We start from the raw sequence: 20,557 nt of genomic DNA, 5'->3' as shown, positions 1-20,557 counted from the left end.
ATCTTATGTCAGTTTTTTACTTTAGGCAAGTATTATTTATTTTTTTCTGGTGTTTAGATTCATTTCATTGTAGTTTAAATAGGTAACAGTCGGATGAGCAAATAACAATTAAGTAACCAACTCATGAAATACATATTTGTCAGTGATATTTTTGGTAAGACCGCCCCTCTTAGCCACTTTGCTAGGCAGTTTAATGCCGATCACCAAATTATTGATCCATACAATGGGCAACTTCAAGCCGTTGTGGATGAGCCTCTACAGTACGCACATTTTGTTGATAAATGTGACCACGATGGTTACTTCCAAAAACTCAACTCTATTTTAACTAAGGTTAATGAATCAACTACAGTAATTGGTTTTAGTGCAGGTGGTGCAGCTGCTTGGCGTAGCGTAGCTAAAGTGAAAAATCCCCATATTAAAAAGCTCATCGCCTTTTACCCGAGTCAAATTCGACATCATCTTGATGTTGCTGCGCCCATTCCCTGTGAAATAATTTTCCCAAGACAAGAACCCCATTTTGATGTGTACACAGTGATGGAAAAAGTCAGTACACAACATAAAATAACTTGCAAAGTTAGTGACTACCAACATGGCTTTATGAATCCGTTATCTGCAGGGTTTAATAGTGCTGGCTACCAATACTTTAGCCAATATTTATTAGCTTAAAATAAGTGTTACCCACAAAGGGGTCTATACTTGTTTTTTTAATTGAAAATATTGACTATGATGTCTTGCTCTAAACCGTACCAACACTTTTTATCTAATCCAATTGCAAAGCCGCCTTGCAGAATGACTAACGCCAAGATGTATGGTTTTTTTGCTCAAATTGATGAAGTAAAAGTGCAGCGATTAATTGATAACACGTTGAATGTCGCCGCAACACCCTATACCCGGTTTGAGGGAATTGGGGAGTATGCTTTAATTACATTTACGGATATCGAAAAAATAGCCTCCCTAACACCACCTTATGATCAACATGGCTGGATGCAAGAAACTGACATCATAATTTGGTTACCTGTGGCGAAAATGGTTGAGCAGGGGGGCGATGAAAGTATTACTCACTTGTATTGGTACCCAGCGTTTATTTGCGTAAATAATATTTATGCCTTGATCAATGGTCGTGAAACATGGGGTTATAACAAGTATATGTGTGATTATACAATGCCCCTTACACCCTCCCATGATCTCAATTTTTCGATTTCCATGGATTGCTTTAAGTACTTTGCTCCAGATTCAAAATTACAACAGCACGAGCTTTTTACCATTGTATCGGGTGAAAATGATGATCATAGTTTACTCTCAATGCTTGAAAATTTTGGTGAGGATATAGCTGAGTTATTCGCACAGAAGCATTTAACAATTGATACGGCTTTATTAAAGCAGTTATTGAGTGGCTTTATTAATCCACAAATGGATCAAATATTGTTTAAGCAATTTCCTGATGGCAAAGGCAATGAAGCGGTGTACCAAGCCGTTTTGCATTCTCCGTCTGAAATTAAAAAGGTACATAGTTTTAAACTATTAAAGCCTGATTTTAATTTAACCTTGAACCAAGTTGATAGCTTCCCGTTGGCAGACATGTTTGGTTTTAAAATAGGGGACCAACCGCTTTATTTACCATTTTATATTGAAATGGATTTTGATCAGCTTGAAGCAAGTCACCTCTAAACGGTTATATTGAGAAAAACATGAATCAAGAAAAGATAGTTATTATTGGTGGCGGTGTAGCGGCTATGACAGCGGCTATGTATCTTACAGAGCAGGATGACTGGCAAAAAAAACGTCAAATAACAGTTTACCAACAAGGGTGGCGTCTTGGCGGAAAAGGAGCAAGTGGGCGTAATAGTGCTAAAGGAGACCGTATTGAAGAGCATGGTTTACACGTTTGGTTTGGTGCTTATGTTAACAGTTTTAAAACCATTGAGACGGTTTATAATAAGTTAAATAGGCCTGAATCTAGTCCCCTTGCTACTTGGCAGCACGCGTTAAAACCGCACAGTTTTATTGCTCTTGAGGAGTGTATAGATAACCAATGGCAAACATGGCCAATTGATTTCCCCATACTTCCAGGCAATCCGGCACAGGGAAGCTTAGATATTACCCCGTGGGATTTTGTGAAAATGACCTTAGCATGGCTTAAAAAATGGATTTTTGAATTACAAATTGTAGCTGATAACGCAAATAAAAAAACACAATTAAGTACAACCAAAAACCGAGACCAATCTTTGTTAAGGCATCTATATCAACAAGTAGAAGACGTGGCTGATGATAGCCAGGAGCTTTGGCAACGTGATGACATACATCAGCGAGCAAAAGCGATCAGCTCGACTCCGAGCTTATTGATCGCTAAGTTAAATAGTTTTGCTCATGCAGATAAAACTTTACTCCCACAGCTTCATGAGAAAAAAGACGGCTTAGTTATTTGGTATATAGTGAGAAAGCTCAAGCGCTGGATGAATAATGAGCTTATCGAATTAATGGATGAGAATGCTGAACTTAGACGTTTATATATTTGCGCCGATTTAGCTATAGCGATGTTAGTAGGACTCGTTAAGGATAAAGTGTATCGTGACGGCTTTGGGGTTATTAATAAATACGATTTTCGTCAATGGTTAATAAGAAATGGTGCAAACAAAAAGTACAGTGCTGATTCAGCACCTGTGCGCGGGTTTTACGACTTAGTTTTTGCATATCCTAAAGGTGATTTTAGTAAACCTAATGTAGAAGCGGGAGTCGCTGCTCTTGCAATGCTACGTATAGCGCTGTGTTATCGTGGTGGTGTTATGTGGAAGATGCAAGCGGGCATGGGAGACGTTATTTTTGCACCCATTTATGAGTTGTTAAAGAAGCGGGGAGTTATATTTCATTACTTTCATCAATTGCAAAATATCAGTCCTGGTATGAATACCCAGGGTGAAAATTATATTGAATCTGTAGAGATACAGCAGCAGGTATCAGTCACACATTCACATTACGACCCGTTAATCGAGGTTAAAAACCTGCCTTGCTGGCCAAGCGAACCTTTGTATGAACAAATATCCCCTGAACAAGCGACGTTACTGCAACAAAATAGAGTTAATTTAGAGTCTTTTTGGAGTGATTGGCCAGCTATTTATAGAGTACACTTTGGCGAAGATTTACCGTGCTTAAAATTACAGCATAAAGTTGATTTTGATCGTCTTGTATTAGGGGTTTCAGTCGCATCATTAAAGCATGTTTGTCCAGAATTACTCTTGGTGGATGCTAAGCTATCAGATCAGGCTAAGCACGTTAAAACCGTGGCGACGCAAGCGAGCCAACTGTGGTTGAACAAAACAGACGAGCAACTTGGTTGGCAATTTTTACCAGCGAGTAAAGAAGGGCCGATTCTGAGCGGTTTTAGTGAACCATTTGATACCTGGGCCTCAATGAGTAATTTATTAGCTAAAGAATGCTGGCCTGATGCAAATCAGCCAAGCAATATTGCTTATTTTTGTAGTGCATTTACTTGTGATGATACCCCGCCAAAAACAGACTATAACTTTGTAAAAAAAGCGCAAGCACAGGTTAAAGCGAACCTCATAAGTATGCTAAAACAGAGAATGCAGCCATTGTGGCCACTTAGTTACCATGACAATGAATTTGATTGGTCCATTTTGTACGGAGAAAATATCGCAGAGCAAAGAGTTGATGAGCAATATTGGCGCGTTAATGTTGATCCTAGCGAGCGGTATGTATTGTCAGTTGCAGGCTCTAGTCAGTATAGAATTGCAACAGATGAAACGATTTTTAACAACTTATTTATTACTGGTGATTGGATTAAGACGGGAGTGAATGCCGGGTGTGTAGAGGCCGCGGTAATGGCGGGCATGCAAACTGCAAGGGCTATATGTGGCTATCCAGAATATATAAGTGGAGAGAATGCTTTTGAGCCACCGGAGTATTAAATAAACTTTTCGCTTTGGTGCAGTTTTAGCCAATGAGTTAGTCTATAATCAATGATATAACAGCATATTTACATACACTCATAATAAGGTTGGCTGCATAATGAAAACCCACAGTAACTTTATGTCAAAAAACATAGGGTTTATGAGCTCTCTTGGTTTATTGCTGCCTTTACAGTTGCACGCAACTGGTGAGCAGGTTTTGCATGAAACTAACATCGACGTGATTGAAGTTTATGCACAAAAAAGAGCGCAAAAAATAGAAGAGGTCGGTATTGCCATCAGCCAAGTAAAAGGTGATGTACTTAAAGCTCAGCATTATAAAGATTCAACAGAATTATCGGTATTTTCACCTAATTTTAAAATTAGCCAAAATGCGGCTGAAGGCACCCCGCCAGCGGTAAATATCCGTGGCGTTGGTTTAATTGATTACAACACGGCAAATACATCACCGGTTGCTATATATGTTGATGATATTGCTGTTGGCTCGGCTAGTAATCAACTAGTAAACCTGTTTGATATAGAGCAAGTTGACATTTTACGCGGCCCTCAAGGCACATTATTTGGTCGTAACTCAACCGGCGGAGCAATTTTAATTCGTTCAAAACGCCCTGAGTACGAGCAAAGCGGCTATTTCACGGCGGGTGTTGCTAATAATAATGCCAGTAATGTTGATGCTATGTTCAATACGCCATTGAGTGAAAATACGGCCTTGCGGGTAGCATTTAATTATCAAAATTATGATTATTCGACTAAAAATGTTTTTCTTACGGCTCCAACAGCAGGGATGGAGCAAATAAATGCACGCATTTCTTTTTTAGCTGATTTTGATTCAGTGCAATTATTAGTTAAAGGTCATATTCAAGATTGGGAAGGAATAGTTCAACCTGTTGGGAGTATCGGAGTGGTTGCCAACCCGTTAACAAAAGAACGATGTAGTCCTGCTCAAGCTGGTTCAACGCAATGTTATGATAACTTTGGCTTTAATGATGCAAGTAATGACTTTTATACAGTGAGTGTTAATAATAACTCTCCTCATAAAAGTAATGGCAAAGGCGTAAGTGCGCATTTGAATTGGCAAATGAGTGATAATAATGAAGTGATCTCTTTAACCAGCTTTAATGAGCTGGAGCGTCAACATGCGTTTAATTGTGATGGCTCACCCGCTCGCTTATGTGAAGGGAATCTAGGTTTAGATACAGATCAATTTACGCAAGAGCTTAGATTACAGTCGCAATTAAGTGAACACTTTTTAACAGCAGGCTTGTACTTTGCTGATGAATCAATAAAACAAAATAACGTGAATGATATTTTACGTGATTTTCGCGGCATTCTGCCCGCAGATCTCACTGCGACTTTCTTTTACGATAACCATATCTCAACACAAAGTATTGCGGCATTTACACAGTTAGATTACCAATTATCCACCAATTGGTTACTGAGTGCTGGCTTGCGTTATTCATATGAGTCCTTGGATTATGATTCTCTCTCAGAGCTAAATATTGTGGTCACACCTACAGATTTAAAAGGCGTGCGAGTGCCTTTTTACCAAGTACAAGGCGCTCAATCTGATAATGGATTTTCAGGGCAGCTAGGGCTAAATTATCAATTTGATAAACACACGCATGGCTATTATCGCTTTGCAAATGGTGCAAAAAGCGGAGGTTATAATGGTGGGTTTTTATCTTCACCTGAGCAAGCTCAGCTTGCTGATTATCAAAGTGAACCGCTTGAATGCACACGAAGTCGGCACTAAATCTTGGTGGCCAGAACAAGGAGTGCGTTTCAATTGGGCTGCATTTTATTATGACTATAACGACCAACAAGTATTTATGAATCAGCCTTCAATATCTCCCCAAAGCCCACCCGTACAGCTGTTGGAAAATGTGGGAGACTCAATAATATATGGTTTGGAGGCAGAACTTGATTACGCTATCTCAAAGGGACTTAATCTTCAATTTACCTTAGGCTATATCCCTCATGCTGAATTTGAAGAGTATATAGACCCGCTTGGCAATGAGCTAACAAATAAGCGGCTCCCATTTACGTCAAAATGGAATGCAAGTGCTGGGTTTGAATACACGCTTGAGCTTGCGAAAAACCCTTTAACTACGCAGTTACTTGTTGACTATCAGTCTGATTTTTACTTTGACCAAAATCAGAACCCATATGCTATGCAAGAGGGTTATAGTATCTTAAATGGTAACATTCGTTATCAATTAGGTCAGTGGGGGCTTGTTATTTGGGGTAAAAACTTGTTTGATACCCAGTACAGTAATTTAAAATTTGATTTAAGCTCCTTTTTAGGCATGCTCGAAGATTTTAAAGCTGAAGGGCGACGTTATGGGCTGGATATTAGCTATCAATTCTAGCCGTGATATATTTATTTAAGGTGCGATGTATGCCAGCTCAGGCAATACTAAAACGATTGCTATGCATTTTTATTCTATGTTGCGCGTATGTGGAAGCTGCTAATAGTTCAGATCTATATATTTATAATACCCCCAAGCAAAGTGCAAACTTATTAAATCAAGGTCATGTTTTTGAGGTGAGCCATGGTGCTTTCCCTGTAAATAGCTCTGAGGTGTCAACTTGGCTTAAAAATAAAAAAACTCAACATAAAACCACCTTTTTTGGCGGCAGTTTTTGGTTTGTTATTCAGCTCGAAAATCAAAGCCAGTTACAGGAGTTAGTGTTATTTCCTTACAATACTTTGTTGTCAAAAATTGAAACGCGTATTTATGACATGTCTGATCCAAACCATGCTGTCGAGCGTTATGAAACAGGCGGGTTAGTCAAAAATGAATTCGCTTTTCATTATGGTAACAAAATAAAGCTTACGCCTGGCAAACCCTACTTTTTAATCGCTAAATTCCAAAGCGACTATTTTTATACTCCCCCTAAGCTTGTGCTTACTCCATACGATGTGTTTTTTGCCAAAACCACTTCTCAAAATATGATTATGTTACTGTGCTTTGGCGTAGGTATTGCACTTGGTTTATATAACTTACTGATATACTTTGCTGCTCGTGATGTAACCCATCTTTATTATGCGCTATTCACCGCATGCTGGGTGCTAGCCTGGAGCCAGTTTTTTCATATTCCGGATCAAATCTTCGGTTTTTATAACGCTCATTTTCATTGGTTGGGCTTTAGTCTTATTCCGATGGCTAATATATTGTTTTATAACAATCTACTAAGATTGAAAGAGACATCACCTAAATTATCCTTAGTGTCTATATCATTAGGTTGTATTGCTACTGCGGGGGTGCCATTAGCGATCATTTGGCCCGGCTTTGGTTTTATTTGGGCCACACTCGTGACCGGATCTACTTTGTGCTTAGGGATGCTTGTGGGTGTCAGAAGCTGGATGAGAGGTTTTAAACCGGCCCGTTATTTTGTGCTTGCTTATTTAGCTATGGCTATCCCTAATATGATCGGTAATTTAACCAACCTTGGCTTGATTGCGCCGATGGCTTTTGATTTATACTTACTTGGTTTAATTGGTACTGCGCTTGATGCCATGTTATTAGCATTTGCTGTGGCTAATAAATTTAGACTTCTACACGAGGAAAATGTAGCGCTAACGAAAAATTTAGAGCAAAAAGTGCAATCACGTACTCACAAGTTACAACAATTAGCGGAAGAGTTACGAGATGCCAGCGAAGCGAAAAGTCGCTTTTTAGCGAATATGAGCCATGAAATACGCACCCCGATGACTTCTATAATTGGTTACGCAGATGGCATTATTTTGGGAGATATTAAGCCGCATGAGCGTAACCACGGGATACGAGTTATTTTGCAAAATAGCCGCCATGTACTTGGCTTAATCAACGACATATTAGATATGTCAAAAATCGAGGCTAATCGTTTAGAAATTGATTTAGTAGAAACTGACCTATTTGCCACTATCGCTGAAATTGAATCATTACTCGGTAAGCAAATTCGAGATAAAGGACTTAAATTTGGCGTTGATTATGTGTTTCCGCTACCCGATTGGATTATTTCTGATCCAACGCGTCTTAGACAGGTTTTATTGAATTTGGCAACAAATGCGCTCAAGTTTACCAGTGTTGGGCATATTCAATTAGTTATTGCTTGCTCCTCGGAACAGCTAAAAATTACAGTGAAAGATACTGGAATCGGCATGACACAAAGCGAGCAAAAAGCATTGTTTTCACCGTTTTATCAAGCAGATTCATCAATTTCACGTAAGTATGGTGGTTCAGGCCTTGGCTTGAATATTTCTAAGAGTTTAGCGCAAAAGTTGGGAGGGGATATAACTGTTCGATCAGACATTGGCTGCGGCAGTGAGTTTTGTTTAGCACTGAACTACACGACAACAGATAAAACACAGTGGATTAATTCATTTGATGAGGTCTGCTGCCATGAATCAAAAGAGGTCTTAGAAAATACCTGCCAACGAAATCTCGTCGGCGAGGTGCTAATTGCAGAAGACCACCCAGAAAACCGTCAACTTATAAAGCGCATATTAGAACGAATGGGTTTAACAGTAACTGCCGTTGAAAATGGGCAAGATGCAGTACAAGCAACCCTTGATGAGCAATTTGACTTAATTTTACTTGATATACAAATGCCAATTATGGATGGCGAGCAAGCTATTCATATAATGCAAGCAACAGGACTTTCCACGCCTATTGTTGCTTTAACGGCGAACACCATGAAACATGAAATTGAGCGCTATTTAAAGCAGGGATTTATTGATCATATTGCAAAACCAATCGATAGAACTCAGTTTAGCCATAAAATTGCCAGCTACCTAGATATTGAGATAGCAGATGATATAAAGCTTCCTGATCATGAATTTGAATTACTCAAACATGATTATATTCAAGGGCTACGCATTCAAAAAGAAACGTTACTGCAACAGTTTAAATCTGGTGATATGACAGGCTTTGCCCAAAGTGTGCACATGATAAAAGGAACCGCAGGGATGTTTGATTGCTCAAGTCTTTATAAAAAGTCAGTTGAATTAGATAAAGTTATAAAAGCTGATTCAGTCACGCTTGATTCACAGCTAGTGAATGCTTTGTTTACAGCCATTGATGATGTTCTGGCTGAGCCATCTTAATGGTTAAGCATTTAACTGTTGAATAGTCGATATCACTTTTTGAATGCAGACAAGTCAGTAAGTAAATGATTTAATATATTATCTTCTCTGGTATGAATCATGTAAGAGGCCTAATGGATTATCAACACATTTTAGTGCCAAGCGAAGGCGAACAAATTAGCATAAATGCCAAAGGGCAATGGCATATTCCGAATAAGCCCATCATTGCTTTTATTGATGGTGATGGTGTTGGCGCAGATATCTCCCCCTTAGTACGCCAGATCGTTGATAATGCTATAGCTCATTGTTATGGCAGTACTAAAAAAATTTACTGGCTTGAAGTGTTTAATGGTGAAAAAGCAGCAAAGTTATACGATGGTGATTGGTTCCCACAAGAGACAATTCACGCGGTAAGGCAATTTAAAATCGCCATTAAAGGCCCGCTGACTACTCCCTTAGGCGGAGGTTTTCGCTCTCTTAATGTAGCGCTACGCCAAGAGATGGACTTATTTGTTAATATGCGGCCAATCAAAGGCTATAGTGCACTGCCTTCACCGTTAAAACATCCTGAAAAAACCAAAATTGTTGTTATTAGAGATAGCTCTGAGGATATTTACTCTGGTATTGAATGGCAAGCAGGTAGTGTTGAAGCCGAAAAAATGTTGGATTTTCTATCTCAAGAAATGGGCGTGACACGATTACGTTTTGATCAGCAATGTGCAATAGGGATAAAGAATATCTCTAAAGAAGGCGCTGAGCGATTAATGCGTTATGCCTTGGTGTATTCACTTGAACAGCAAAGTGATTCACTTACCGTGGTTCATAAAGGCAATGTATTAAAGTTTACAGAAGGTGCATTTAAACGCTGGGGGTTTGATTTAGCTAAACGAGAATTCGGTGCGAAGGAGCATGAAAATGGTCGTTGGCTTATTATAGAGCGTGCTCAGCAACCCCCACTTATTATTAAAGAAGTCATTGCAGATAATATGTTACAACAAGCTTTAATGACCCCCGAGCAATTTGATGTTGTTGTGACGACAAATCAAAATGGAGATTACTTAGCAGATATGCTGACTGCACAAGTCGGCGGCATCGGTATTATGCCCGCGGCAAATTTAAATAATGACGTTGCGTTTTTTGAACCCACACATGGGCCATTTGAACGTATTGCTGGCACTGATACTGCAAACCCTAGTAGTAGTATTTTAAGTGCGGTGATGATGTTGCGGTTTATGAATTGGCATAATGCTGCACAAGCGATAGAAAATGCACTTGCCGCTACATTAGATGCGAATGAAATAACATTTGATCTTGATACAAAATTGCATAGCGCGACGATCCTCAGTTGCAGTGAATTTGCAATGAAGATCATCGAGCGTTTAAAGCAGTCATAATTTAAGCTGCGTTACTATTTGTAAAACTTTCGCGGTACATGCAAGGGCGATTAGTAAGTTGAGCTGCACGTTGATAAATAACTTTAGCATCATGCTCATTGCTTGGTGTGGCACTGAGAGTGTCCATTAGAGCAACAACAATAATCGCAGGAACCTGACAGCAAAATTCATCTAAAACGGCCGTTGTAGTTTGAGCATCTACATGGCAATGTGGGTGCGCGTGCTCAACTTGATACGCGTGAAGAAGAGTTTGTGCATCTAAAGCTGCATCATCTTCATGTTTGTTTTTACGGCACTGGCAGCCAAATTCATCCACCAATGTTGCTAAGGCTTGATAAATCTCTTCGCTCGTTAACGTTGTTTTTTGGCAAAGTTGCTGTTCAATAAATGCGTGTAGATTGCCATCAATGAATAAACCATCTTGTTGAGTAAAGCTTGCTGTAGTTTGCATCATAACTATATCTCTTTGTAGTGTGAGTGAATCATTTGGTATGACTTCACTCTAGCGCTAAGAGTACTATTTATGAAATTGTTGTTTTCAATAACTGATATTGATTTTATCAATATTTAAGATCCAATAATGTGTTGGTCTTTATTCATGACTTTGAGCACGTGTTTTGCGACCTCAAACAGAGAACATTGTTGGTCCATTGCTTGTTTCTGCAAACGTTTGTGCGCTTGTTCTTCATTGATATCTAAATGTTGGATCAAGATTAACTTTGCTCTGTTTAATGTTTTTTGTTCACTTATTACTTGTTTGGCATCTTGCAAGGCATCGTTCATCTGTTTTAGGTGTTCACTTTGTTCCACGATTAAATCGTAAAAAGTGCGGTTACTTGTGAGTCGATGCTGCGCTAAGTTGCCATTTTTAAAGGTGTATTCAACGCTCGAACCAGACCCATCGTAAGGAATATCACTGAGCGCTTTTATATGATTTTTATGTTCGTGTAATTGACGTTTAGCAATTTTAATCTGTTTCTCGGCGCTAGTTGTTAGTTGCTCTGCGATTAATTTCTCGATTCTATGCATATGATCAATACGCGTGGTTGTGATGTCGTACCAGACTTCGCTTATTTCATTGAGCTGCGAACTATCTTGCGGTAACTCTTGTATTAAATTGCGCAGCCTTTGTAGTTGAACGCTTGCTTCGTCTTCAGTTAGTTGCAGGGCGGGAGCATACTTTGATTAATTTATAATCCAAAAAATATTCTCGCCCGATAATCATCACTCCAGCTTGCCTTTTTGATTTTGCTACGTTGACTTGGGGCCCCGCATTCGCATTGCCTCAAAATGTTCATTACAAAGCGCCTAAATAAAGCGATGTTTTCAACTGCACCCTCTAACGCTATTCTTGAATCATCTTCTTTGAAAACAACATCTAAAACATAATGCTGGCTATTTTCAATACGCCAATGTTGCCGTATATAATGCCCTAGCATTTTGTGTTTAGGTGACATTGAACTTATGTAATACGACGTGTCTATACTGCACTTATTCTTTACTGTTCTGTGGCGTTCAACTGCGATTATACTTATTATTGTTGGCCACTTCTGTGCAAGCTCTGTCGGCAGGTTCGCTTTTAATTGATAGACGTAGCGCTCTTCTTTGCGACCATGGATCTCTTGCTTAATGTGTGTGACGACTTTTTCTTTATTTGCATCAAATACTGCTTGAAATGAATTCGATACAGCATCAAACAATTTGGGTTGATTTTTCTTAACCTGAACAACTACATGTGCCTTTTTATCTGAAATTATTTCGAGTGTTTCACGTTGGCAATGAAGTGCATCCATCGTGATGACACTTCCTTTTACATCAAGTATATCAAGCATTTGACGAACAACACTTATTTCGCCGTTTTTTGTTTTTGTCGGTTTTTGACTCAATACTAACCCTCGCTCAGTATCGTACGCCGTTACTAATTGCAGTGCTGTTTTTCTATCATTTCGATAAGAGCCGCGTAGCACCTTGCCATCAAAGGCAATAATGGGTTTATTTAATGACTGGCGCTGTTCATTTAACCACAAGGCTAAAGCTTCTAATAAGGATTCCGCAACAACACTGCGTAGTATACGTGCTATCGTATGCCGCCGAGGGATACCATGTCTGAAAGCTCGGTACTGTCTGAGCCATGATAGCTTTTCATCACCATAAATTTCAATATCTTGCCATCCTTCACATCCTGAGGATATGGCTGTAATTATCAAGAACATAACATCAATTAGATTATGTTTTTGGTTGATATCAGAACGTGTTTCTTCAATAACAGTAAGGTGGTCTAAGATGCTCAAAATTGAATGCTATAAGTGAATTTTCTCTATTAGATCATATTTTTATTTAAAGTGCGATCCCGCCCTGCAGTTAGTTGTGCGTACGCTGTAGTTAAATCATTACCGGCATATTTTAAAAATATAATAAAACTGTCTTGCTGTGTATTTTGTAAGTGAGCTAGCTGGTCTTTGCGTTGTGTGCTAAATGCACCTGATGCAAAACCGATAGCACCGCAAGCACGCTCTTGTCCGGCATGTTCTTTTGCTTGCACAAAATTAAATAGTGCAATTAAAAGTCGGGTGATCAGTGGATCACTTGCGCCATCAGCGGCTTCTAATAGAATATTTAATAATGAGCTAATATGTTGTGAAAAAGCTTGGCTTGCATGCTCTGCCGTTACTTTTTGATTGTTAATTTGTTCTCGTAAAATGGGCAATCGTGCAAGGCATTGTAAGCTAAAAGTTATTCGATTAAATAAACGTGTATTACCTATGCCGTGTTTTGAGTTTAAGTAATGTTGCTTTAACTCAGTATAAAGTTGTTGCTCGGATTCAATACTTTGCGCAATTTGTTCACGACGTTGTTGCACAAAACGCTCACAACCTGAAGCAATAAAAATATTACTGATGCCACGTTCTTTTTGAAGTTGATGAATAAAGTGGCCTAAAGTTATTAATGTTGTACAACTTATGGCTAAGTGCTGTAGCGCATTAATTTCTTCATGTTTTGCTGCAAGTAAAAATTGTTCTGTGAGAGGACTGACTCTGGGCATAAAATTTAATATGTTTATATTATTATTGTTAATAATAGTGCAACCCTTGTTCCAGTCAGTAAAAATATTAAGTTAGAATAAAGCATCGATTTTTAAGGTTATGAAATTACGAGAATTAAAAAGTCTATAGTTTATTTTAACTAAGCAACTTTTGGCACTTAGTAATATAAAACACTCACTTTGTCTGATCTTTTTGGTGCGTAAAATGGGATTGCGCACTATGTTGGCGCAAATAAATTCATCGTTTATTCTGGTTAAAAGTATATAACCATCTGTTTAAATATGACTTTTAAACTTAGGTCTATATTGGCACTGTTGTTGCTTTAGTAATAAAGTCAATCGGGTTGTGTGCCCTCACAGTGTGTTTTAGTTAAGACGAAGACGTCTACTTACTTGCTTAATAAGCAAGTAGTAGGCGTTTTTTTTGCCTGAAATATAGCAACGCACAGTGGTAATTAATCAATAACAACGAAGGTGAATACTATGGCTTATTTAATACCCACAGAATTTGTTACAAAAATGGTCGACTCTGGTGAGTCAAAAATCTATATGTCGACTCGTGATACACTAATACGTGCGTTTATGGCGGGTGCAATTTTAGCCCTCGCAGCAGTTTTTGCGGTGAGCGTAGCCGTAGCAACTGGATCTCATTTATTAGGTTCAGTGCTTTTTCCTGTTGGCTTTATTATGCTGTATTTAATGGGCTTTGATTTACTAACAGGGGTATTTGTACTGACACCATTAGCGTGGCTGGCAAAACGCCCAGGTGTGACATGGTCCCAAATTTTACCGCATTGGGGTAAGGTATTCGCTGGGAACTTTTTAGGGGCGTTAACTGTTGCCTTTATGATGGCCTTTGTTTTCACCTATGGGTTTAATACCGATGGTGGTGCCATCGCTGCAAAAGTAGGGCACATTGGTGAAGCGCGTACTTTAGGTTATGCTGAATATGGCACTGCTGGCTGGCTAACCATTTTTATTCGCGGCATGTTATGCAATTGGATGGTCTCTCTTGGTGTTGTGGGTGCGATGATTTCAACACATGTTAGTGGCAAAGTGATTGCGATGTGGATGCCAGTGATGTTGTTCTTTTTATGGGTTTTGAGCACTCTGTTGTGAATATGTTTTTGTTTCCATTTGCTTTAATGATGGGAGGGGATTTCTCAGTAATGGACTACTTAATATGGAATGAGATCCCAACAGCACTCGGTAATTTAGTTGGTGGGCTGGCGTTTACGGGATTAACCTTATACACAACCCATTATAAAACGGCGCCTAAACGTGCACTTAATACAGCAAAAGAGTCATTAACTAAGCCTGTGACAAGTTAACTTAGAATGAGCTACTTATCTGTTCGAATAGGGCAGTATTCAAGCGCCGGAAGCAAAGATATTAATCAAGATTGCTACGGCGCTTTCGTACCACCTAGCCCTGAATTAGAATTAAAAGGAGCCGTGGTTGCCTTAAGTGATGGTGTTAGTAGTTCACAAGTCAGCCAAGTTGCAAGTGAAACGGCAATCAAGAGTTTTTTATCCGATTACTATTGCACTAGTGATGCTTGGTCTGTGAGCCATGCTGCAAGCCAAGTACTAAACAGTACCAATGCTTGGCTTTTTGCCCAGAATCAACAAGGGCCTTTTCGTTTTGAAGTCGAAAGGGGCTATGTGTGTACTTTTTCAGCTCTTATCTTAAAAAAACAACACGCACATGTTTTACATATTGGTGATAGTCGGATCTATCACTTACGTGACACACACACTTCGCAACTTACGCGTGATCACCGATTGCACCATGGTAGTGATAATAGCTATTTAAGCCGAGCCTTAGGCGCTGCTGCACAGTTACAGTTGGACCATCAAATTATTGCACTTGAAAACAATGATGTGTTTTTCTTAATGACAGATGGTGTAAGCGATTATTTAACCCCCAGCATGATGCAGCAAATTTACAATCAATATCAGCATGATTTAGATGCATGTGCGCAGGCTTTTGTTACCGCTGCGTTTAATGGCGGGAGTACAGATAATCTTACGGTACAAGTTGTGGTAGTGGATAATATAGATGTTAGTGATCAACACACCTTATTTGATAAACCTTTACCGTTACCCCCCATTTTATCTAGCAATGAGGAATTTGATGGTTATAAAATTATTCGCCCAATTCATAGTTCTAGCCGAAGCCATGTTTATTTAGCTGAAGATTTATCCACGGCTTTGCAATTAATAATTAAAACACCATCTACTGATTTATCAGAAAATAAAGAATATTTAGAGCGATTAATGCTAGAAGAGTGGGCGGCTAAAAAAGTGAATAGCCCTCATATTGTGGCCATTCCGCGCTCAATACGACCACGTAATTACTGCTATACCCTCAGTGAATATATTCAAGGAGATACATTAGCACAGTGGTTGCGAGATCATCCTCAACCTAGTCTATCGGCTATTCGCGATATTATTTCACAAATAGCCAAAGGCTTAATGGTGCTGCACAAAAGTGATATTTTGCATCAAGATTTACGCCCTGAAAATATTATGATTGATACTCATGGGACAGTAAAAATAATTGACTTAGGCTCGGTACGGATTGCGGGTCTCGCTGAACTCGAAGAAAGTCAGTTACTAGGCACCGCGATGTATACAGCGCCGGAGTATTTTGTCGGTGCCGGTGGTAGCGCGTGTTCAGATTTGTTTTCACTCGCTGTACTCACTTATTATATGCTTAGTGGTCGTTTCCCGTATGGTGTTAATGTTGCGAAAGCCAGAACACTATCAGCCCAATATAAACTAACATACCAATCTGTCGTTGATCCGCAGCGCGATATTCCGCTTTGGCTTGATGCGACATTAAAAAAAGCATTGCAGCCAAATCCCGCTAAACGTTATCACGTTTTGTCTGAATTCATTTATGATTTACACCACCCCAACCCAGCATTGATGGGTCAAATTAGCCCACCTTGGGTAGAAAAAAATCCCTTACGCTTTTACCAGGGGCTGTCAGCATTGCTAGCCTGTTTGCTAGTTTTATCATTACTTGCATAGTGCTTGATATATTTAATTTTATTGCGATGAGTTAAATGTAGAGTCTACGTTAAAGTTATAGAGAAAAGGGCCGCTAGGCCCTAAATATATGTGTTTTATTAAAGGAGTATGGGGAGAGTTTGTTACCATGCGAAAGCAGAGTAAAGGTGGGCTAAACCTGTGTAGCGGTTATATTGAGTAATTGTTGTTCGATTGCCATTTGATGATTAATGACTTCACCAATCATTATTAATGTTGGCCCCGTTAACTTAGCTGCTGTGGATTTTTGTGTGATATTCTCTAACGTGCCCCGAATAACCTGCTGGCTTGCCGTAGCTACCTGTTCAAGTAAGGCTATTGGTGTTGTCGCTGGCCAACCTACTGATTGCAGACCTTGTGATAGTTGCTGCAAACGCCCTAAACCCATGTATACCACTAGGGTTGGATTATCCTGATTTGATAGATATTGATAGTTGTACCATTTAGGCTGCTGTTTTGGATCGGCAAATTGCGCAGTCATAAAGGTAACACTGCGGGCAACCCCACGAGCGGTCAGTGGTATGCCTGTATAAGCCGATGCAGCGCAGGCAGTTGTTACACCCGGAACTATAGCAAAGGGAATATTATGCTCTGCTAGGGCATCAGCTTCTTCATTTACACGGGCAAAGATACTCGGATCACCGCCTTTGAGTCTGACAACTGTATGGCCTTGTTGCGCGTATTTAACCAATAACTTACTTATCTCAGCTTGCTGCATTGAATGTTTGTTGGCGCGTTTGCCAACAAACACCCGTTGTGCGTTTTCAGGTAAAGTACGCAGCAGCTCAACCGAGACTAACCAATCGTAGAGAATGACGTCGGCACTTTCTATTAACCGCTGAGCTTTAACGGTGATAAGCTCTGGGTCGCCAGGGCCTGCACCTATAAGATACACGCGCCCTTTATTGGCTTTTGCTTTATTGAAACTAAAAGGTTTAGCAAACCAATGGGTGACCTTGTTCGATTCAGTGCCCATAAAATAAGAAAGTACGCTCATCTTGTTCCCCTTAACTAAGCTGCGCTAGTTTGTTCAGCACAGACTTGGCTTGATATAAACACACGGTCATTGTCAATTTTAACTGTATAAGTTGAGACTCTTTTATCGGTTTTCTCTAAACAGTGGCCAGAATACAGACAAAAATGCTGTTTATATAATGGTGAAGCAACAACAAGCTGGCCTTGTACTGTGCCGATAATACCGCGAGAAAGCACATTTGCTTCGCCTATCGGATCATAGTTATCTATAGCAAATACTGGCGTAGATTCATCAGGTAAATAAAACAAAGCCACTTGTTTATTCTCTATCAGCGCACATACGCCGCTGTTTGCTACTAGGTCATCAATTGATGCGATATCATGCCATAACATTGTCTTGCTCCTTTTCGATCTCAACAACAGGAATTAATTGCTCGCTACTACGAGAATGGTTTAGTTTTTCAGATTTAGTTGCAGGGCGAATTTGATTACGCTCTTGGACAAATAAAATATTGTCATCTTGTGCTGGGCTGTTAACGAATTGGCGGAATCGTTTAACTGCGCCGTCACTTTCAATAGTGGTTTTCCATTCACATTGATAGGTGTGCACAACATGCTCCATTTGCGCTTCTAGTTCAGCACATAACCCTAAACTGTCTTCAATCACGACTTGACGAAGGTAATCTAAACCACCTTCAAGGTTTTCCATCCACACTGAAGTGCGCTGAAGCTTGTCGGCAGTTTTTATATAGAACATTAATATTCGGTCGATATAGGTGATTAAAGTGTGTGTATCTAAGTCAGTAGCGAATAAGTCGGCATGACGCGGGCGCATGCCGCCATTACCACACACATAAAGATTCCAACCACTCTCAGTGGCAATTACGCCAATATCTTTACTTTGTGCTTCAGCACATTCGCGAGTACAGCCTGAAACAGCCATTTTAATTTTATGTGGGGAGCGTAAACCTTTATAGCGATTCTCTATATCGATTGCTTGGCCAACACTGTCCTGAACACCATATCGACACCACGTGCTGCCGACGCATGATTTAACGGTACGTAATGACTTACCATAGGCGTGACCCGTTTCAAAACCAGCTTTAATGAGTTTTTGCCAAATAATAGGTAATTGCTCTAAACGCGCACCAAATAAATCGATACGTTGACCACCTGTGATTTTACAATATAAGTTGAACTCTTGCGCTACTTCGCCTAACACAATGAGTTTATCAGGTGTGATCTCACCCGCGGCTATACGAGGTACTACAGAATAAGAACCATCCTTTTGCATGTTCGCTAAAAAAGTATCGTTGGTATCTTGTAAGCCAACATGGGGCTTTTCTAAGATGAAGTCATTCCATGTCGCAGCTAAAATATTTGCCGCTGCTGGTTTACAAATATCGCAGCCTTTGCCTTGGCCAAACTTTTCTAATAATAACTTGAAAGTTTTAATACCTTCTACTTTTACCAAGTGCATTAACTCTTGGCGTGAGTAATCAAAGTGTTCACAAATATGATTGTTAACTTCGACGCCACGCGATTCGAGCTCTTGATCCACCACTGTCTTTAGTAGTGCTGCACAGCCACCGCAACCGCTGGCCGCCTTGGTACAACTTTTGACTTCACCCAGCTCACAAGCTCCGCCATCGATGGCACTAATAATATCGCCTTTACTAACATTGTGGCATGAACAAATTGTTGCAGCGTCTGGTAATGCTGAGCTTGAAAGTGCAGGAGCATCACCTGTGGTTGGTAAAATTAAGCATTCAGGGTTTTCAGGTAACGTCATGTCGTTCAACATGTACTGTAGTAATGTATCGTAATCACTGGTATCGCCTACAAGCACAGCACCAATGAGTTTGTCAGCTTGTTCATTAAAAACGATTTTTTTGTAGCTTCCTCGAATAGGATCTTGGTAAACCATTTCTTTACAGTTTTCGGTTTTACCGTGAGCATCACCAATTGAGCCGACTTCGACGCCGAGTAACTTTAATTTGGTACTCATATCAGCACCAGAGAACACTAAATCACCCTGACTAAACTGGCTTGCAACAACTCGAGCCATGTTGTAACCGGGGGCCACTAAACCAAAAATAAAGTTATTCCAAAGTGCGCACTCGCCAATGGCATAAATATCAGGATCTGATGTTTGGCATTGATCATTGATCACAATACCGCCACGTGGGCCAATTTCTAATTCTGTTGAGCGTCCAAGCTGATCATAAGGACGAATACCAGCAGAAAACAAGATAATGTCAGTTTCAAGGTGGCTACCGTCACTAAAATTCATACGATAGCGACACTGCTCACCTTTAACTATTTCTTGCGTTGCCTTGCCTGTGTGTACAGTAACACCGAGCTGCTCTATTTTATTTTTTAGTAACTCACCACCCACCTCGTCGAGCTGTACTGCCATTAACTGTGGCGCAAACTCAACTACATGGGTATCTAAGCCTAGCTGCTTCAATGCATTACTTGCTTCTAATCCAAGTAGCCCCCCCCAACCACAACGCCTACTTGACTAACTTTGGCACTTTGTTGTATTGACTCTAAGTCTTCGAGTGTACGGTAAACCAAACAGTGTGGCTGATCATTACCAGGAATAGGTGGCACAAATGGGTAAGAGCCAGTTGCAATGACGAGTTTGTCATAGTGAAATAGCTGACCAGTTGTTGTTTTAACAACTTTATTTTGTTTATCTATCTGATCAACCCATGTATTAGTGTGTACATTTATATTGAGTTGTTGATAGGTTTTTGCAGTTGTTAATGCTAAATCTGCAGGACTTTTACCATCAAAAACGCTCGACAGGTAGACTCGATCGTAGGCTAAGTTAGCTTCACCGCATAACACGGTTATGATAGCGTTTTCGTCACTTGCTCGCATTTGTTCAGCAAAGTGATGACCCACCATGCCATTACCTATGACGAGAATATTTTGGGGTGTTTGCATGTGGTATTCCTTAGTTTTGACGGTTTACAAACACAAAAAAGCCCGCTCTCTTAACGTTAAATAACATTAAGAGAGCGGGCTTCTTTGCCTAAAATTCATATTGTTTTGTTTTTTATTGTTTTAGTAAGCACTTTAAGCGC

The 20,557-nt window shown here is 39.8% G+C and carries 14 protein-coding genes and 2 pseudogenes; 9 read left to right on the top strand and 7 right to left on the bottom strand.

The features are described 5' to 3' along the window. Positions 1-123 precede the first annotated feature (123 nt). The 7 genes from ACU8V8_RS09815 (at position 124) to icd (ending at position 10,388) form a co-directional block, all read left to right on the top strand. Positions 124-666, top strand: a complete 543-nt coding sequence (locus tag ACU8V8_RS09815) for a dienelactone hydrolase family protein (protein WP_446887336.1) — start codon at positions 124-126, stop codon at positions 664-666. Positions 667-723: 57 nt separating this feature from the next. Then, positions 724-1,668 (top strand): acetoacetate decarboxylase family protein, encoded by a 945-nt coding sequence (locus ACU8V8_RS09810; protein ID WP_446889619.1) that lies wholly within the window; start codon positions 724-726, stop codon positions 1,666-1,668. A gap of 20 nt (positions 1,669-1,688) precedes the next feature. Next, complete coding sequence (locus ACU8V8_RS09805) at positions 1,689-3,926, top strand: NAD(P)-binding protein (RefSeq protein ID WP_446887335.1); 2,238 nt, start codon at positions 1,689-1,691, stop codon at positions 3,924-3,926. 100 nt (positions 3,927-4,026) lie between these two features. Continuing rightward, positions 4,027-5,679, top strand: a complete 1,653-nt coding sequence (locus ACU8V8_RS09800) for a TonB-dependent receptor (protein WP_446887334.1) — start codon at positions 4,027-4,029, stop codon at positions 5,677-5,679. Then, positions 5,654-6,295, top strand: coding sequence for a TonB-dependent receptor domain-containing protein (locus tag ACU8V8_RS09795; protein WP_446887333.1), 642 nt, complete (start codon positions 5,654-5,656; stop codon positions 6,293-6,295). Before ACU8V8_RS09800 ends, ACU8V8_RS09795 begins: the two co-directional genes overlap by 26 nt. Positions 6,296-6,324: 29 nt before the next feature. Next, on the top strand, positions 6,325-9,015 hold the full coding sequence (locus ACU8V8_RS09790) for a 7TM diverse intracellular signaling domain-containing protein (protein ID WP_446887332.1): 2,691 nt from the start codon (positions 6,325-6,327) through the stop codon (positions 9,013-9,015). Between the two features lie 113 nt (positions 9,016-9,128). Next, a complete protein-coding gene (icd, locus tag ACU8V8_RS09785; RefSeq protein ID WP_446887331.1) occupies positions 9,129-10,388 on the top strand; it encodes an NADP-dependent isocitrate dehydrogenase in 1,260 nt (419 codons plus the stop codon). Between the two features lies 1 nt (position 10,389). Here the strand turns inward: icd and ACU8V8_RS09780 are convergent, their stop codons facing one another. The 4 genes from ACU8V8_RS09780 to ACU8V8_RS09765 all read right to left on the bottom strand — a co-directional run bounded on the left by ACU8V8_RS09780 (position 10,390) and on the right by ACU8V8_RS09765 (position 13,431). Next, positions 10,390-10,839, bottom strand: a complete 450-nt coding sequence (locus ACU8V8_RS09780) for a hypothetical protein (RefSeq protein ID WP_446889618.1) — start codon at positions 10,837-10,839, stop codon at positions 10,390-10,392. Positions 10,840-10,955: 116 nt separating this feature from the next. After that, a complete protein-coding gene (locus ACU8V8_RS09775; protein WP_446887330.1) occupies positions 10,956-11,417 on the bottom strand; it encodes an ANTAR domain-containing response regulator in 462 nt (153 codons plus the stop codon). A gap of 161 nt (positions 11,418-11,578) precedes the next feature. Next, the gene (locus tag ACU8V8_RS09770) at positions 11,579-12,679 is read right to left on the bottom strand and encodes an ISAs1 family transposase (protein ID WP_446887329.1); all 1,101 of its coding nucleotides are present in this window, start codon (positions 12,677-12,679) and stop codon (positions 11,579-11,581) included. 29 nt (positions 12,680-12,708) lie between these two features. Next, on the bottom strand, positions 12,709-13,431 hold the full coding sequence (locus ACU8V8_RS09765; RefSeq protein WP_446887328.1) for a nitrate- and nitrite sensing domain-containing protein: 723 nt from the start codon (positions 13,429-13,431) through the stop codon (positions 12,709-12,711). A gap of 483 nt (positions 13,432-13,914) precedes the next feature. Here ACU8V8_RS09765 and ACU8V8_RS09760 point away from each other — a divergent pair. Next, positions 13,915-14,762 (top strand): annotated as a pseudogene (locus ACU8V8_RS09760) (formate/nitrite transporter family protein). Between the two features lie 6 nt (positions 14,763-14,768). Then, positions 14,769-16,469, top strand: coding sequence for a protein kinase domain-containing protein (locus ACU8V8_RS09755; RefSeq protein WP_446887327.1), 1,701 nt, complete (start codon positions 14,769-14,771; stop codon positions 16,467-16,469). 151 nt (positions 16,470-16,620) lie between these two features. Here ACU8V8_RS09755 and cobA read toward each other — a convergent pair whose 3' ends face one another. From cobA to nirB, 3 genes and pseudogenes are all read right to left on the bottom strand, one after another. Beyond that, entirely contained in the window at positions 16,621-17,484 is an 864-nt protein-coding gene (cobA, locus tag ACU8V8_RS09750; protein ID WP_446887326.1) for a uroporphyrinogen-III C-methyltransferase, read from the bottom strand. Positions 17,485-17,498: 14 nt separating this feature from the next. Further along, a complete protein-coding gene (nirD, locus tag ACU8V8_RS09745) occupies positions 17,499-17,855 on the bottom strand; it encodes a nitrite reductase small subunit NirD (protein WP_446887325.1) in 357 nt (118 codons plus the stop codon). Next, positions 17,842-20,417 (bottom strand): annotated as a pseudogene (gene nirB / locus ACU8V8_RS09740) (nitrite reductase large subunit NirB). The gene nirD and the pseudogene nirB overlap by 14 nt, the downstream one beginning before the upstream one ends. Between the last annotated feature and the right edge of the window lie 140 nt (positions 20,418-20,557).

It is taken from the genome of Pseudoalteromonas sp. SaAl2 (genome assembly GCF_052947895.1).
This window is presented reverse-complemented; position numbering and strand designations above follow the sequence as displayed.